This window comes from Plesiomonas shigelloides (assembly GCF_900087055.1).
GTDB lineage: Bacteria > Pseudomonadota > Gammaproteobacteria > Enterobacterales > CAMTGL01 > Plesiomonas > Plesiomonas shigelloides.
Genome location: NZ_LT575468.1, coordinates 715,803 through 733,380, shown reverse-complemented (window position 1 = coordinate 733,380; position 17,578 = coordinate 715,803). Strand labels below are relative to the sequence as shown.

Genomic DNA, 17,578 nt, shown 5'->3' with positions numbered 1-17,578 from the left:
TTAATACCGGGTCGAAAAACGGTAGCCGGAGCCGCGCACTGTTTGAATCAGGCGATCGTGTCCGCTGCCTTCCAACGCCTTACGCAGCCGCCGGATATGCACATCTACCGTGCGGTCTTCCACGTACACATTGGTTCCCCATACATTATTGAGGAGTTGTTCGCGGCTGTATACCCGCTCCTGATGCGTCATGAAAAAATGCAGCATCTTGAACTCGGTCGGCCCCATATCCAGCGGTTGTTCACCGGCGGTTACGCGGTGTGAGATAGGATCTAAACGCAGCCCCTGCACATCAATCACCTCTTCCACCGAGGTGGGTGCGATACGGCGCATTACGGCTTTAATCCGCGCGACCAGCTCTTTGGGTGAGAAGGGCTTGGTGATGTAATCATCGGCGCCCACTTCCAGCCCGCGCACGCGGTCTTCTTCTTCCCCCCGCGCCGTCAGCATGACCACCGGAATATTGCGCGTGAGCTCTTCACGTTTGAGGTGTTTGATGAGCTGGATCCCGGTGCCCCCCGGCAGCATCCAGTCGAGTAAAATCAGATCTGGATACGGCTCGGCCATTTTGCTCAGAGCCGCGTCATAATCTTCCGCTTCAACTGGCTCATAACCTTTTTGCTCCAGTACAAAGCAAACCATATCCCGGATGGGAGCTTCGTCTTCAACGACGAGGATGCGTCTTGCCATAACAGTTCCTGTTCTCTCCTGAGATGTCTGCGGCATTATGGGACAGTTTTATGACAGTTACGTTAAACCTGTTCTGCCGGTGATCGCAAAGCTTATCAAACGCCTAACGTCCACCGGCAGCTTCAAGTCACTTGCTACGTTACTGATTTAGCACCCGAATACGGCTACGGCCGCCCCCTAAGCTTTCGACCGCTATCCGCGTACCGATGCGCTCTACCAAGGTGCTGACATGGGAAATGACCCCGATTTGTCGGCCATCGGCTTGCAGAGCATCTAAGCAGGCTAATGCTTGCTCTAAGCTGTCGGGGTCTAGCGTGCCAAAGCCTTCATCGATAAACAGTGAGCCAAGCCGTCTGGTATCGGCACACAGCGATGCCAGCGCCAAAGCCAGTGCCAACGAGATCAAGAATGTCTCACCGCCGGAGAGGGACTCCACCGCCCGCACTTCATCGCCCATGTCATGATCAACTACCTGCAGCGCCAAGGTGCTGCCCGGCACGCGCATCAAGGCATAACGCGGCGCTAACGCATTTAGATGCTCGTTCGCCGCCAGCAGTAACTGCTCCAGCGTCAGCCCCTGCGCGAAAGTGCGGAATTTATTGCCGGTAGCCGAACCAATCAAATCGCTCAGTTGTAGCCACTGCTCGGTACGCTGTTGTTGCTGCGCGATCGCGTCACGCAAATTACCGGCGCGCTGGCGGGCCTCGTCAGCTTGGCGCAGACGGCTTTTCAGCTCGAACTCTTGATTACGCAGTAGCTCCAATTGCTGCTGCAAGCCCGTAAGCAGGGTTTCCATCGTTAACTGATGGGTTTGCGCCAGCTGCTGCAAACTGTCACTGGCTTGTGCGACTTGCTGCGCTAACGCTTGACGCTGCTGCTGGCGCTCTTGCAAGCGCGTGCTGGCTTGTTGCAACTCTTGCTCCAGCGTTTGCAGCTCGGCACGCTCGTGCTGCAGCCACGCTTCATCAAAACTCAGCAGATGTAACAAGGTCTGCTCATTGAGTTCCAGCTCTTGCTGGCAGTGCATCCAATCGGCCAACACTTGGCGCAATTGAGCAGCATTTTGCTGATGCTGCTCATCCAAGGTAGCCAGTGCGGCCTGTTCGGCGCTGATTTTTTGCTGGCTGGCTTGCAACTGGTTCTGAGTCTGACGCCGGCGCAGTTCAGCGCTTTGCCGCGCCGTGCGCGCTTGCTCTTCCAAACGTGCCAACGGCATGTCACCCAGCAGCGCGCGCCGCTGCTGTTGCAATGTTGCCTGCTCTTGCTGCAGCTGTTGCACCTGATCTTGCTCAGCTTGCCAACGCGCTTGCTTTTCCGCGATCCGCGCCTGCAATTCAGCCAGCTTCGGCTCATGCTCATGCAGCTGCAACTGCACTCGGGCCAGCTCTTCGGTCAACTTTTGATATTGAGCCACTTGCTGCGCCAACATCTGTAAATGCTGACCGGCATAAGACTGACCAATCCACTCGCGCCAACGCAAAGTGCCCACTGGCGCAGGACCAAATTGACGATCCAAACTCTCGGCGCGCTCGGTTTGTTGCAACTGCTCACGCTGCAATTGCGCTTGCAGATGCGTTAATTGCTCCCGTTGCTGCAGTTGCTCTTGCTCCAGTCGCGCCAGAGCTTGGCGTTCGGTGGCTAATTGATGCGATAGTTGCAAACGCTGCTGCTGGACCTGCTCATAACGGCGCTGCTCGATGTGCAGCCGCTCGCTGTGCAGCTCAGCCTGCTGTGCCTGCTTTTGCCAGTGCAATGCGGTTTGCTGTAATTGTCGCTGCCAGCTGGCGGCATCTTGCTCGACGCTCAACATCTGCCAGATCTCCTCCAGCCCTAATTCGACACACAGCGGAGCAATGTCACGCTCACAGGCCTGCAACTGCTCTAGCCACTGATTGAGCTGACGCTGGCGCAGCGGTTGCTCTTGCGCCGCTTGCTGTAACCAGTGCTGTAAGGCTTGGATTTCCGTTTCGCTTTGCCGCAATGCCGCTTCCAACTCACGCAACCGTTGCTGCTGACGGCTAAGCAAACTGTGCAACTGCGGTGCATGTTCTCGGTACGGATGCGTCAAGGAGCCACACAGCGGACACGGCTGCTCAGGTTTGAGCAGAGGGCGAAACTCATCAAGCTGAGCGGTGGCCAGCATCTGGCGCAACGCCTGCTCCGCTTCCCCATGCTGGGCGCGCAACTGGATGCGATTGATCTCTTGCGCGGCAATTTGCTGACGGGCTTCTTCAAGGCGTGCGCTCACTCGTTGCTCATCATCCTGCTGACGAGCAATCAGTTGCGACAGATGCAGCCAGTTGTCACTACGGGCGGCCAGCCGCTGCACTCGCTCCAACTGACTTAAAATCAGCGCCTGCTGTTGCTGCAAACTTTGCTGCTCTAAATAGGCCTGCGAGCGGCTATGTTCGTCCGGCGCTTCTCCCAATTGCTGCAACTGTGTATTGATGCTGTCAATCTGACGCTGCTGAGCGTTGAGCGCGGCCTCTTGATAAGGCTGGCGCTGAATCAGCTCTTGCTCCTGCACACGCCACTCGGTGAGCTGTTGCTGCGTGCGGCGGTATTGTTCGAGCATCTCTTGCAGCGGTTTAAACTGCGGGGCGATCGGTGCCAACGCGTGTAGCGGCTGTAATAACACCTCGATGTCAGTAAGCGCTCGCTTTCTTTCAGTTATCAAGCGCGACAGGCTTTCTCTCGCTTGCAATTCACTTTGTAATGCATCTTGCTGCTGACGTAATTCACGCTGTTTTTCTTGCTGTCGGCGCTGAACACTGTCGATTTGTTGCTCTAACAGCGCCCCTTGCTTGAGCTTCGGCTCGATTTGCGTCCAACTCAGTTCGGCTTTTTGCCATGCCTGCTCGGCAAGATCGGCCTGCTGGCGAATATCTGTCAGTAATCGCTCACTTTCCGCCACCAGCGCCTGCTGCTGGGTGAGTTTGTCTTCGGAGCGCTGGTGTTGCAGACGCGCTTCCATCAAACGGTTTAATGGCAAACGGGCACTTTGCACCCGCTCGACATCTTGCAGCGCCTGACGACGACCCTCCCAGCTCTGTAAGCGCGCTTGTAAAGTCTGCAGATGCGCTTCGCCACTGGCAACCGCCGCCTGTAATTCGCTATCGCGCTGCAAAATTTGCTGCTGGGCGCGCACCGTTTCCATCTGCTGTTCGTGGGCGGCCAAGCGGCGATGTAACTGCTCACTTTGCTGCTCCAGCGCCACTTGCTCTTCATCAGGTAACAGCTGTAAATCACCGAGCTGCGCCGATAACTGACTGAGCGCTTGCTCTTCGCTGCGCGCGCGCTCATAGGCCGCTTGTGACAGCCGCGAGTAAATCTCACCGCCGGTCATGCGCTCAAGTAACGCGGCACGCTCATCGGCATTGGCTTTCAAAAAGGCGGCAAACTCGCCCTGCGGCAGTAAAACGGCGCGCTGAAACTGCTCAAAGGACAGCCCAAGCAACTGCTCAATGCGCACCAAAACTTCGGTTTTCTTACCGGCAAAGCGCACGCCATCGGCCAGATTTTCTAGCCACATTTCGCTTTGCTGCAAGCGCCCATCGATGCGTCCACGGGCGCGGCGCACTGTCCAATGAGCGCGATAACGTTGGCCATCTTCAGCCAGAAAATCTACCTCAGCAAAACCCTCGGCTGCGCCGCGGCTGAGAATATTACGCACGTCATTGGCCGCAATCCGATTACTGTCATCATCACGGCCAATCTGCGCATCATTTTTGCGGTTACTTTGCAGACGTGGCATACGATCAAACAGCGCCAGACAAATCGCATCCAGCAAAGTACTTTTACCGGCACCGGTATTCCCGGTGATGGCAAACAGCCCCGCCTCACCTAAAATGCGGCCATCAAAATCAATCGTGAACGGCTGCTGCAAGCTGGCCAGATTCTCACCGCGCAGACTCAGAATTTTCATGGCAACTCCTCTTCATCCACCTGTTGCACCAGTTCACTAAACAGCTGTTGTAGTTGGGGGGCCGGCTCACCGTCAAAACGGCGCTGATAACATAGGCGAAACGCCTGCTCTGGCGTTAGTTCTGCCAAACGCGGCAACGGCGCGCCCTGCGCTTGGCTACGCGGTGGATAGCTCACACTGATTTTAGCCAGCCGCACCGGTTTATCCTCCAGCGCTGCCAAGACTTTTTCGCGGATCAGCGCCTGCGGCTTATCCAGCAACAGCTGCACATCCAGATACGGACGCCGTGCCAGATCCACCGGCGGTAAATCCAGCGCACGTAACTGCGCCAACACCGTGTCTAAATCCGCCGGACGCGTCGGTAAGCGCAGCATGTCGCAATAACGGGGGACCGGCAGCGCAGTCACTGAACTCAGCGCCGCGCCCTCAAATTCGCAGCGCAGCACTTGGTGACGATACTCATGTTCCGCCAGCGACAACGGCAGTGGTGAGCCGCTATAACGAATGTGCTCTTGGCCGCCTACGCGCTGCGCCAGATGCAGGTGGCCCAGCGCCACATAGCTCAGCTGTGGCGAGAAAATATCGACCGGCAGCGCATGCTGATTACCGCCCAGCACTCGGCGCTCCGACATCTCGGATAGCTGTCCGGCCGACATATAGGCATGTCCCATCGCCAATAACGGCACTTGGTCTGCGCTGGCTTTATCCAGTGCCGCCTGCGTAACCTGCCGATAGATCTCGCGCACACCGCTAATCAAACGATCTTCTTCCTGCTCGCTGGCTTCATGCTCAGGCTCAACATCGCGCGCAGGGGTTCGCAAATCGGCACTGCGTAAAAATGGCACTGCCAGTACCCAACCTTGCAGTTGTTGCGCACGGTCATACAGCGGCACCAGCAGGCGCTCACAATCAAGCTGGCCATGACTATCGCGGCTAACCGCGCCAATTAAGTGCAAATTAAAGGCGCGCAGCAGCTCATGTGGGGCATCCAGTTTACTCGGTGAATCATGGTTACCGCCCACCATCACCACATTCAGCGCCGGTAAGCGGCGCGTTACCTCGGCCAAAAAGCGGTACAGCATCTGCCACGCTGCCGCCGGCGGGTTCGCCGAATCAAACAGATCGCCACTGACCAACAGGGCATCGGCTTGCTCGGCAATCAAGGTTTCCAACAACCAGTCTAAAAAGGCCTGATGCTCGGCACTGCGGTCATAACCATGCAGGTGATGCCCCAGATGCCAATCTGCCGTATGGATAATTTTGAGTTTCTGCTTCGACATGCCTATCCCAAATTACGCTTATTTGACCAAGCGCCCACGCGCCTGACTCACCACGAGCCGCCTGTGGTTGACTCGCTTATTTTTGACTCGCCTGCTGACCACTTTGATGCGGTGAGATACCGCCGAATGAGCCCATCTCGCACTCTATGCCAGTAGAAAGCCCATTGTGCCTAAGCAAGCAACAACGGGCGACAACTTAAAGTCAGATCCGTTATCATTCTGGGTATCTTCCCGTCATCACAGCGAAAATCCCTATGCTCTGGTTCAAAAATCTGATGGTTTACCGTTTCACCCGCACCATTGATCTGCCGGTAGAAACGCTGGAAAAACAGCTGGCTGACTTTGCCTTCACCCCGTGTGGCAGTCAGGATATGGCTAAATTCGGCTGGGTGATGCCGCTGGGCCGTGACAGCAGTGCTTTTACGCATACCACACAAGGTCATATCTTACTCTGTGCGCGTAAAGAAGAGAAAATTCTGCCGGGTACCGTGATCAAAGAAGCGGTCAATGCCAAAGTGGCCAAGCTGGAAGCCGAGCAGCAACGCAAGCTAAAGAAAACCGAAAAAGACACCATCAAGGATGAAGTGCTGCACAGCCTGCTGCCGCGCGCCTTTAGCAAAACCAGTCAGACCCAAGCGTGGATCAATCCGCAAGCAGGCCTGATCATGATTGATGCCGCCTCCGCCAAGCGCGCTGAAGATCTGTTGGCCCTGCTGCGTAAAACCATCGGCAGCCTGCCTGTAGTCCCGCTGAGCGTACAAAAACCGATTGAATTGACCCTGACCGAATGGGTGCGCAGCGGTGATGTGCCAACCGGATTCAGCTTGCTGGAGGAAGCTGAACTCAAATCAGTGCTGGAAGACGGCGGCGTGATCCGCTGCAAACAGCAAAATCTGGTGTGTGATGAAATTGCCGCTCACATTGAAGCGCAAAAGCTGGTCACCAAACTGGCGCTGGATTGGCAAGATCGGATCAGCTTTATGCTGTGCGAAGATGGCTCGCTCAAGCGCCTGAAATTTGCTGACGAACTGCGCGAGCAAAATGATGACATCGACCGCGACGATCCTGCGCAGCGTTTCGATGCCGACTTCTCGCTGATGACGGCTGAATTGGCCGCGCTGATCACCCAGCTGACCGATGCGCTGGGCGGCCCTGCCGAGCCAACAGCCTAAGCGTCTTTACTATCCTCACGCGCGGACAAACAACAACCCAGGCGTCATGTCCGCGCCTCTTCTCTCGTCTCCCACATGGTCTTATTCTTTGGCTTTTTTACCGTCAGCACCGTTCTTTTCAGCGCAATAATCGATAAAAAATTGATAGAAAACATCGATAGAACTGCGCAGGGAATAATTGCCTACCTGATCACACTTTCGCAGCCCTGCATGCTAGAATGCCTGCCTCCGCAACAACGCGCCAGCAAGCCCCCCGCCACAGCGGTCGCTTCTTGCTCGCACAGCGGTTGACGTTTGCCTGTCCAATCAGGTTGGACAGGTCTGATTTGTGATCAGAATTGAGATGAAAGAGAACAGCATGTTTAAGCCTGAATTACTCTCTCCGGCCGGTAGCCTGAAAAATATGCGTTATGCCTTCGCCTATGGTGCCGATGCCGTGTATGCCGGTCAGCCGCGCTATAGCCTGCGAGTGCGTAACAACGAGTTCAACCACGAAAACCTGCAAATCGGCATCAATGAAGCCCACGCGCAAGGTAAAAAATTCTATGTGGTAGTGAACATTGCACCGCACAACTCCAAGCTGAAAACCTTCCTGCGCGATCTGAAACCGGTCGTGGATATGGGGCCGGATGCGCTGATCATGTCAGATCCGGGCTTAATCATGCTGGTGCGCGAAGCTTTCCCGCAGATGGATATCCATCTGTCCGTGCAAGCCAACGCCGTTAACTGGGCGACCGTTAAATTCTGGCAAAGCATGGGCCTGACCCGTGTGATTTTGTCGCGCGAGCTGTCACTGGACGAAATTGCCGAAATTCGCCAGCAAGTGCCAGATATGGAGCTGGAGATTTTTGTCCACGGTGCGCTGTGCATGGCCTATTCCGGTCGTTGCCTGCTGTCGGGCTACCTGAACAAGCGTGACCCGAACCAAGGCACCTGCACCAACGCTTGCCGTTGGGAATACAAGATGCACGAAGGCAAAGAAGACGATGCGGGGAATATCGTGCACAAGCAAGAGCCGATTGCTGTGCAGACAATCGATCCGGCCGCCGAGCCAACCTTGGGTGAAGGTCAGCCGACCAACAAGATGTTCCTGATTGAAGAAACCCAGCGTCCGGGTGAGTTCATGAGTGCCTTTGAAGATGAGCACGGCACTTACATGATGAACTCCAAAGACCTGCGCGCAATTCAGCACGTGGAGCGTCTGACGCAAATAGGCGTGCACTCGCTGAAAATCGAAGGCCGGACCAAATCTTTCTACTACTGTGCCCGTACTGCGCAGGTATATCGCAAAGCGATTGATGACGCCGCCGCCGGTAAGCCATTCGACAAGAGCTTGATGGACACCCTCGAGTCACTGGCGCACCGTGGTTATACCGAAGGCTTCCTGCGCCGTCATGTGCACGATGAGTACCAGAACTACGAGTACGGCTACTCGGTTTCCGATCGTCAGCAGTTTGTCGGTGAATTTACCGGTGAGCGCAAAAATGGGCTGGCCGAAGTAGCGGTGAAGAACAAGTTCTTGGTCGGTGATAGCGTCGAGCTGATGACCCCAAGCGGTAACATCAACTTCACCATCGAACAGCTGTTCAATAAAAAAGGCGAGGCCATTGACGCAGCGCCGGGTGATGGTCACATCGTTTACCTGCCACTGCCGGATGATATCGAGCTGAACTTTGCGCTGCTGATGCGTAACCTCAACGGCAACACCACCCGTAATCCGCATCAGGGCTAAGCAACATTGTGTAGCGACGTTTTGCCTGACTCGGTTTCACTCGGCGAGGTTTAACGTGCGCGCCCCATACACTGGGTATGCGCATAGCATGTGAGCCAGTCATGAAGGACGCTTTCGGGCGTCCTTGTTATTTGTAGGCTCAGTGATTTATCCCCCCAGCGCGCATCGCATCCGAACCGTTTGATCTGCTCTTATTTTTTTATCTCTTCCCCTCTTTTCTGCTTTCTTCTTACTGAGAATTGATTACTGAAAATGTTATCAACATGATCACAAAAGCCGCGCCATGCGGATAAGCGGCGCTAAAACCGAAGGAGAGAGAGGGAAATACCGCCGCATCCCTGCGCTATGACTTATCAAGCTCTCACCGCTCCGAGAAAAAACGCGCGAAACACTCACACTAAACTTAACCTAATCAAAGCATTAGACTTAAGCGTTAATTTATTTAAAAACAGAGCAACAAGACAGGTTAGACATTTTCGTTAGAAAAAAAGCCGCGCCTAATTGCCTTCATTTTGCATTTTGTATGCAACTCATTACCAATCCACCTCACACATTCATTAACATCACACAAACATTTTTATTGCTGGAAAAATACTTCGATTATGGTTATTAGCGTAGGCCGCTTTCTTACCCAGCGACCTGCTCCACAGGGTGCTGCGCACAAGCCGCTCCCCCCTACTCTGCGACTCAGGGATGCAACCATGTCGAATAAGAAACCTCTCACTCCGGCGCTCACGATGAGCGTTCTCAGTGTGGCCTGTCTGATGGCACTTCCCGCCCAGGCAGCCAGTGTCGACTGTACCAGCCTGCCGGTCTGGAACAGCGCGGCCGCCTATGGCGGTGGCAGCAAAGTCCAGCAGCAGAACAAGGCCTATCAGGCCAACTGGTGGAACCAGAATATGTCCCCAGACAAGTATTCCAACGCCTATCAGGAGTGGAAACTGCTGGGTGAATGTGGCTCCGCACCGGCGGTGAATACGCCGCCGAGCGTACAGCTGACCGCACCAGCCAACAACGCCAGCTTCAAACAAGGCGATGTGGTTACCCTACAAGCCAGCGCCAGTGATAGCGATGGCAGCGTCAGCAAAGTCGAGTTCTACATTGATGGCGTGAAAACCGCCACCAGCACCGCCGCGCCGTACAGCTATGCCTGGACCGCCACCACCGGCGCGCACACCCTGCTGGCCAAAGCCTATGATGATAAAGGCGCCACCACCGATAACAGCGTCAGTGTGACCGTTACCGCCACCACTACACCGCCAGTGGAAAACCAACTGCCGACTGTTACCCTAAGCGCCCCTACCAGCGCGCAAAGCGGTGCTAGCGTCACCTTGAGCGCCAGCGCCAAAGACAGCGATGGTACCATCAGTAAAGTGGAATTCTTTGTTGATAACCAGTTAGTTGGCAGCAGCGCCAGCGCACCGTATCAAGTCACCTGGAAAGCCACCGATGGCAGCCATGCGGTGCTGGCCAAAGCCACCGATGATAAAGGCGGCGTCGGCGCCTCTAGCGTGACCACCTTAGTGGTGGGTTCTAGCGTTAGCACCCAAGACCAGTGCCGCCCTGAGGGGCTGTATAAAACCGCTGGCGTCAACGTGCCGTATTGCACCGTGTATGACAAAGACGGTCGCGAGATGATGGGCGCCGATCACCCACGCAGGATCATCGGCTATTTCACCTCATGGCGTACCGGCACCAACGGCCAGCCGTCGTATCTGGCCAGCAATATCCCGTGGGATAAGATCACCCACATCAACTACGCCTTTGCGCATATCAGCCCGGATTTCAAACTGTCTGTCGGTAACGAAGCCGATCCGAAAAATGCGGCTACCGGCATGCAATGGCCGGGCGTGAATGGCGCAGAAATGGATCCGACCCTGAGCTACAAAGGCCACTTCAACCTGTTGAACAAGTACAAGAAGCTCTATCCGCACGTCAAAACCCTGATCTCTGTCGGCGGTTGGGCGGAAACCGGCGGATACTTTGATGACAGCGGCAAACGCGTCGCCTCCGGTGGCTTCTACAGCATGACCACCAATGCCGATGGCAGCGTCAATACCGCGGGGATCCAAACCTTTGCCAAATCCGCAGTGGAGTTTATCCGCAAGTATGGCTTTAACGGGGTGGACATTGATTACGAGTACGCCACCTCGATGTCCAAAGCCGGTAACCCAGATGACTTTGCTATCTCGGAAAAACTGCGTCCACATCTGATGAAGTCCTATGTGGTGCTGATGAAAACCCTGCGTGAAGAGCTGGATAAAGCCGGCGCCGCTGACAACAAGCACTATATGCTGACCGTAGCTGCGCCATCATCCGGCTACATGCTGCGCGGCATGGAGACCTACCAGATCACCCAGTATCTGGATTACGTCAACATCATGTCCTATGACCTGCACGGGGCATGGAACAACTATGTCGGCCACAATGCGCCACTGTTCGACAGCGGCAAAGATGCGGAGTTGGCGGCGTGGAACATGTATGGCACGGCGCAATACGGTGGGCTGGGTTACTTGAACACCGATTGGGCGGCACACTACTTCCGTGGCTCAATGCCTGCCGGTCGTATCAACATTGGCGTACCTTACTACACCCGTGGTTGGCAAAACGTCAGTGGTGGAGAGAATGGCCTGTGGGGTAGCGCAGCATTGCCAAACCAAGCCCAATGCCCACCGGGCACCGGTGGCGATCCGAAAAACCAGTGCGGTAACGGCGCGGTCGGGATTGATAACGTCTGGTTTGATGTCGATGTCCAAGGCAAAGAAATGTCCGGTGGTGGCAACCCCATCTGGCATGCGATGAACTTGGAAAAAGGGATCCTGCCAAGCTACATCCAGTCATACGGTTTAGATCCAGCGAACGATCCGCAAGATAAACTGACCGGTAAGTATGTCCGCTACTACGACAAAGTCTCGGTCGCGCCATGGCTGTGGAACGCCGAGAAGAAAGTGTTCCTGTCCACCGAAGATGCGGAGTCCATCAAGACCAAAGCCGATTATGTGGCCAATCAAGGTTTAGGTGGCGTCATGATCTGGGAGCTGGCCGGTGACTATGGCTGGTATCCAGAGCGTAACGGCGGCGAGTTCTATATCGGCACCACCATGACCAGTACCCTGTACGACAGCCTGAAAAATGCGCCAGCGTACGGTAACAAACTGGCCGAACGTGCCATGCCGGCCAAAGCGGTCGACATTGCCGTCACCATCAGCGGATTTAAAGTGGGCGATCAGAACTATCCGATCAACCCGAAAGTCCAGTTTAAAAACAACACCGGCGTTGATATCCCAGGTGGAACCGAGTTCCAGTTTGATATCCCGACCTCATCACCGGCCAATGCCGCGGATCAGTCTGGCGCCGGTCTGAAAGTGATCCAAGCCGGTCATACCGGTGACAACATCGGTGGTCTGAAAGGTAACTTCCATCGCGTGGCCTTTACGCTGCCCAGCTGGAAAACACTGGCCAAAGGGGAAACCTACGATCTGGACATCGTGTATTACCTGCCTATCACAGGCCCAGCTAACTACACCGTCAAGATCAATGGCACCGAATATGCGTTTGCCGCCGAATACCCCAACCTGCCTTTAGCCGACCTGAGTGCAGGCAACGGTAGCGGTGGAGGTACGGGTGGCGGTACCGCAACTGACAGCTGCAGCAGTAAAAATGTTGATGTCAGCAAAGTGAAGGTGTACCCGAACTGGACGCAAAATGGCTTCGCCACCGGCGGTGACCAGATGGCCTACCAGAACAAGGTCTACAAAGCCAACTGGTGGACTAACTCCGTTCCAGGTAGCGACAGCAGCTGGAGCTTCGTCTGCAGCTATTAATTGCGCACGCAACTCACTTAACCCTGAGCTTCCAGACCGTCCGGCGTGCCCGATAGGGGCGCCGCGGCGGTCGATAATCGGCAGGTTAACTCTTCTAAGGCGGCCAGTGCCGCCTTTTCTTTAGCCTCAAATGGCTCTTTTCTGCGCAAAATTTACATTTCGTGATCCCACGAAAAATGTCGGCATCCGGCCATCTAAAAGCACTGTTATTGATCTGGGAAATGGCTCACGATCGACGCGACACCTCGCGTATTCCCGCTGCGATAGCTGTTGATGCAATAACGATAACAAGGATCGGATCATGTTCGCATTTCGCTCAATCAAACATCAGATAACCTTTACTGGAGGCCTCAGCCTGCTGCTGGCGGTATCCGGTGTCTCCGCCTACTGTTACAGCTCGTTCTCCGGCCTCTCTGCCACCATCCAGCATTATTTCCAAAGCCACACCCAAGAAAGTACGGCGCAGTGGCTGGAAACGCTAGCCGATGAGGAAGCGCAAACTATCAGCCGCACCTTCGAGCAAGCCCTGACCAGTGCCACGACCTTAAGCCAGATTTTGGCCGGTAACCGCAGCAGCACCCAGCCACTGAGCCGTGAAGCGGCCACCCAACTCCTGCGCGATGTGTTGGATAAAAACCCCGATTTCCTGAGCGTGTATTCAGGCTGGGAAAAAGATGCCTTTGATGGCAACGATCTGGCCTACAGCGGTGGCAACCGTTATAGCCAGAAAAGTGGTAACTTTGCCCCTTATTGGAACCGCGGTGACGGCACGCTGGATCTGAACCCGCTCGGCGATTATTACGCCACCAAAGCCAGTCCAACCGGTATTCGCGCTTCGGAATGGTATCTGTGCCCAATGGAAAGTCTGTCCGCGTGCGCGGTAGACCCATCGGTATATACCGTCAAAGGGCAACAGACGCTGCTCTCTTCGTTTGTGGTACCGGTGATCACGGGCGGGAAGTTCCAAGGCTTAGTCGGCATCGATTACTCACTGAATTTCTTGCAGCAATTAGCACAACAAGTCAGTGGCGAGATTTTTAACGGCAACAGCCGCGTGCGTATTATCAGCCCGCGCGGCATCATCGCCGCAGACTCCGGTAATAACGAGGCAATCGGCAAAACCTTATCCGGCGCCGATACCGAGCAAATCCGGCAAATGCTGCAACAAGGCAAAACCCAAGTGCTGGCTCAGCAAGGTAACTTGTTAGTCTTCGCGCCAATTAGCTTGCGTGGTGTGCAACAAAAATGGGGCGTGGTGCTGGATGTCAGCGAAGCGACGGCCTTAGCCAAAGCTACCGCCGCCGAGCGCGCCATTGCCGATGAGTTCCGCCAAGCCATTTGGATCCAGTTGCTTGTCGGCTTGGCGCTAGCCCTACTCGGCATGCTGGGGATCGGATGGGCCGCGCGCGCCATTGCCCAACCGCTCAACCAAGTGGTGGCGATGCTGCGACGTCTGTCCGCTGCGGGCGGCGATCTCACCCAGCGGTTGGATATTCGCCGTAAAGATGAAACCGGTGAACTGGCGCGGGAAGTTAACCAACTGATCAGCCACATCCACAGCATTGTCACCGATGTGGCCGGTACCACCTTGACCTTGCAACAAGCGGCAGGCAATAGCGCGGTCAGTAGCCAACAGGCGCTGCGCCGTACTCAGCTGCAATTGCAGGAAATTGAGCAGATTGCTGCCGCAGTCAACGAGATGTCCTCCACCGCGCACTCAGTCACCGACAGCGCCCAGATGACGGCCAGCGCGGTTGAACAAACCCGTCATGCCGTTGAGCGCGGTCAGCATGTGGTGAATGACACCGCCAGCAGCATCCAACAGCTGTCGACGCAAGTGGACAGTGTGGCTGGGGAGATCCAGTCGCTGGAGCTGCAAAGTCAGCAAATCGGCACCATCTTGGACGTGATCCGCAATATCTCCGATCAAACCAACCTGCTGGCACTGAATGCCGCCATTGAAGCGGCGCGCGCCGGTGAGCACGGTCGCGGTTTTGCGGTAGTGGCCGACGAAGTGCGTGGACTGGCCTCAAAAACCCAGCACTCCACCACTGAAATTCAGGCCATGATCGACTCGCTGCGCCAAACCACCAGCAACGCCGTAGCCACCATGAGCGAAGGCCGTCAGCTGAGTCAGCAGGCGCTAAATGACATCGCCCATGCGGTCAATGCGCTGGATGAGATTGTGACCGCCGCCGATCAGATTCAAGATATGACCACCCAAATTGCCAGCGCCGCCGAAGAGCAATTTGCCGTGACCGAAGATATCAACCGCAATATCGTCAACATCAATCAGGCCGCATCCGAAGTGGCCGATGGAGCACGTAAAAATAATAGCGACACTCAGCATATGAACGAGCTTACCGCCGAAGTGATGACCAATTTGTCGCGCTTTCGCTATTAAGCGCGGTACATCCACGGCTCAGTAACTTCGTACGCTGCCGCGCTAAGCAACTAGCGCGGCAACAACAAAAAGGGATACGCATGGCGTATCCCTTTTTTATCACTCTGATTGGCTAGCACTCAGCTTTAATCTTGCGGATCGTCAAAGCCCAGCAGCAGCGTCAGTAAGAAACCAGCCACGACCGTCACCGCCATCCCAGCAAAATACAGCAGCACTTTACCCGGCACGATAGTCACGGCCAGCGGTACCCCCGACAGACCAAAGGTGATCACCGTGGCCACTTTCCAGTAGCAGATCAGCGCGCCGCCCAACGCACCACCCAGACAGGCGGCGATAAACGGACGCCCCAACGGCAAGGTCACACCAAAAATCAGCGGCTCACCGATACCGAGGATCCCCACCGGTAACGCGCCTTTGGTCATTGCTTTTAAGCGCGCATTTTTAGTTTTCAGCAGCACCGCAAAAGCCGCGCCCACTTGACCCATCCCCGCCATCGCTAAGATAGGCAGTAACGGGTTCGAACCATACTTTTGCAGCAACTCAACATGAATAGGCACTAAGCCTTGATGCAAACCGGACAACACCAGTGGCAAGAAGGTCCCGGACAAAATCGCGCCAACCAGCAAGCCACCCTTTTCAATCGCCCAGCTGGCGCCGTGAGCAATGGCATCGGAGATATAACCGCCCAGTGGCTGCAGCAGCACAATGGCTAAACTGGCGGTAATCAACGTCGTCAGCAGTGGATTAAGGATCAGCTCCAGCGATTCTGGCAACGCATGCCGCAGTTTTTTCTCCACCCAGCACATGAACGCCACCACCAACAGCACCGCGATGATCCCGCCGCGCCCCGGTTGCAGATGTTCACCAAATAGCTCAATTTGCGCCAGCCCGGGATGGGTCAAGATCCCGGCCATCACGCCGCCCATCGCCATCGAGCCGCCAAATACCCGCGCAGCATTCACACCGACCAAAATGCTCATGATCGAGAACACGGCATTGCCGAAGATCCCTAGCAAATTGAGCAGGTTCGGGTATTGATCCACCAAATCACCGGCAATATCGGGGCGCTTAAGCACATTGATAATGCCCAAGATCAGGCCCGACGCAATGAAAGCTGGAATGATCGGAATAAACACATTCCCCAGTTTTTTCAGCAGTTCACTGACCGGCATTTTGTATTTGGCTTTGGCCGCCGCTTTATTTTGCTCAACGGTATTGCCGCTGCTCTCAGCTGTGGCCAGTGGCGGCGCACCGGTCAGCAAAGCCTGCATGGCATCCACCACTTTGGCTGCCGCCCCCGGGCCGATAATGAACTGATGCTGGGCCCCTTGTTTGAGGTAGCCTTTCACTCCCGGCAACGCTTTGAGCGCTGCCAGATCGAGTCGGGATTCGTCACACACTTCAATCCGGACGCGAGTCATACAATTTTCCAGTTTGCGAATATTGGCTTCGCCGCCAATACCGCTTAGCAACTGCGCTGCCAGCGAGGAGAGGTTACTCATAGGATCATCCTGTCTGCTTATCTAGCCAATAGTCGGGCCAATCATCGAGGCAAATTTACGCCTGTAATGCGTGACGCAAGTAACCCTGATGCTGAGCCAAACGCGCAATGGCTTGCTCGGCATTTAGGCCGGTCAGGTGCATCAAGATTGCCGGTTTCACTTCATTGCCAGTCTGTGCCAGCAAATGCTCGGCTTCACTGCGGCTCGCTCCGGAGGCTTCCATCACAATGCGACACGCTCGGTCCACCAGCTTCTCATTCGTGGCTTTCACATCCACCATCAGGTTTTGGTAGGCTTTGCCCAGCTTCACCATCGCGCCGGTGGTCAGCATGTTGAGCACCAGCTTTTGCGCGGTACCAGCTTTCATGCGGGTCGAACCCGTCAGCGCTTCAGGGCCCACCAGTGGCGAAATGGCAATATCGGCCGCCGCGGCAATTTTAGAATCAGGGTTACAAGACACTGCCACCGTGGTACAGCCGGTAGCACGGGCATAGGCCAAGCCGCCCAGCACATAAGGGGTACGACCGGAAGCCGCAATGCCGACCACCACATCACGACTGGTCAACGCCAGCTGCTGCAAATCATGCTGACCTAATTCGGCGCTATCCTCAGCCCCTTCCACCGCTTTTAAAATGGCCCCCTCACCACCGGCAATCAGACCAATCACCATGCCATGTGGCACGCCGTAGGTTGGCGGACATTCGGAAGCATCCAAGATCCCTAACCGACCACTGGTACCCGCGCCCATGTAAATCAAACGACCACCTTGCTGGAATGCGGCTGTGATGCAATCAACCGCTTTAGCGATAGCCGGTAACTCCTGCGCTACCGCTTGCGGCACCAAGCGATCTTCGGCATTAAAGCGCGTCAACATCTCCAAGGTGGACAGCGTATCCAGATCCATGGTGTTTGGATTGCGGCTTTCTGAAATTAATTGGCCCAGATTCATGCGGTATCTCCGTTTCTGGCAAATTTGAAAGAGTTCAGTTAACTGAATTTTTAATTACATCGTTGAAATGATAATGGAATAATATATTCCACGGTTCAAG

General features: G+C 55.3%; 9 protein-coding genes. 4 read left to right on the top strand and 5 right to left on the bottom strand.

The genetic code is table 11. From position 1 onward, the window contains the following. The 3 genes from phoB to NCTC9997_RS03240 all read right to left on the bottom strand — a co-directional run bounded on the left by phoB (position 1) and on the right by NCTC9997_RS03240 (position 5,895). Positions 1 to 690, bottom strand: coding sequence for a phosphate regulon transcriptional regulator PhoB (gene phoB / locus NCTC9997_RS03250; protein ID WP_010862380.1), 690 nt, complete (start codon positions 688 to 690; stop codon positions 1 to 3). A gap of 139 nt (positions 691 to 829) precedes the next feature. Further along, the gene (locus tag NCTC9997_RS03245; protein WP_064977300.1) at positions 830 to 4,615 is read right to left on the bottom strand and encodes an AAA family ATPase; all 3,786 of its coding nucleotides are present in this window, start codon (positions 4,613 to 4,615) and stop codon (positions 830 to 832) included. Continuing rightward, positions 4,612 to 5,895: an exonuclease SbcCD subunit D C-terminal domain-containing protein gene (locus NCTC9997_RS03240; protein WP_064977299.1), complete on the bottom strand. Its 1,284-nt coding sequence runs from the start codon at positions 5,893 to 5,895 to the stop codon at positions 4,612 to 4,614. The genes NCTC9997_RS03245 and NCTC9997_RS03240 overlap by 4 nt, the downstream gene beginning before the upstream one ends. 254 nt (positions 5,896 to 6,149) lie before the next feature. Here NCTC9997_RS03240 and rdgC point away from each other — a divergent pair, with 254 nt between their 5' ends. From rdgC to NCTC9997_RS03220, 4 genes are all read left to right on the top strand, one after another. Beyond that, positions 6,150 to 7,067: a recombination-associated protein RdgC gene (rdgC, locus tag NCTC9997_RS03235; protein WP_010862383.1), complete on the top strand. Its 918-nt coding sequence runs from the start codon at positions 6,150 to 6,152 to the stop codon at positions 7,065 to 7,067. Between the two features lie 358 nt (positions 7,068 to 7,425). Continuing rightward, positions 7,426 to 8,799: a prephenate-dependent tRNA uridine(34) hydroxylase TrhP gene (gene trhP / locus NCTC9997_RS03230; protein WP_064977298.1), complete on the top strand. Its 1,374-nt coding sequence runs from the start codon at positions 7,426 to 7,428 to the stop codon at positions 8,797 to 8,799. Positions 8,800 to 9,500: 701 nt separating this feature from the next. Then, the gene (locus NCTC9997_RS03225) at positions 9,501 to 12,623 is read left to right on the top strand and encodes a chitinase C-terminal domain-containing protein (RefSeq protein WP_064977297.1); all 3,123 of its coding nucleotides are present in this window, start codon (positions 9,501 to 9,503) and stop codon (positions 12,621 to 12,623) included. A gap of 301 nt (positions 12,624 to 12,924) precedes the next feature. Further along, on the top strand, positions 12,925 to 15,027 hold the full coding sequence (locus NCTC9997_RS03220) for a methyl-accepting chemotaxis protein (RefSeq protein WP_064977296.1): 2,103 nt from the start codon (positions 12,925 to 12,927) through the stop codon (positions 15,025 to 15,027). A gap of 125 nt (positions 15,028 to 15,152) precedes the next feature. On the opposite strand, the gene NCTC9997_RS03215 is transcribed toward NCTC9997_RS03220, so the two are convergent. Next, positions 15,153 to 16,529 (bottom strand): PTS transporter subunit EIIC, encoded by a 1,377-nt coding sequence (locus NCTC9997_RS03215; protein ID WP_064977295.1) that lies wholly within the window; start codon positions 16,527 to 16,529, stop codon positions 15,153 to 15,155. Positions 16,530 to 16,584: 55 nt separating this feature from the next. Further along, complete coding sequence (murQ, locus tag NCTC9997_RS03210; RefSeq protein ID WP_064977294.1) at positions 16,585 to 17,478, bottom strand: N-acetylmuramic acid 6-phosphate etherase; 894 nt, start codon at positions 17,476 to 17,478, stop codon at positions 16,585 to 16,587. Positions 17,479 to 17,578: the final 100 nt, after the last annotated feature.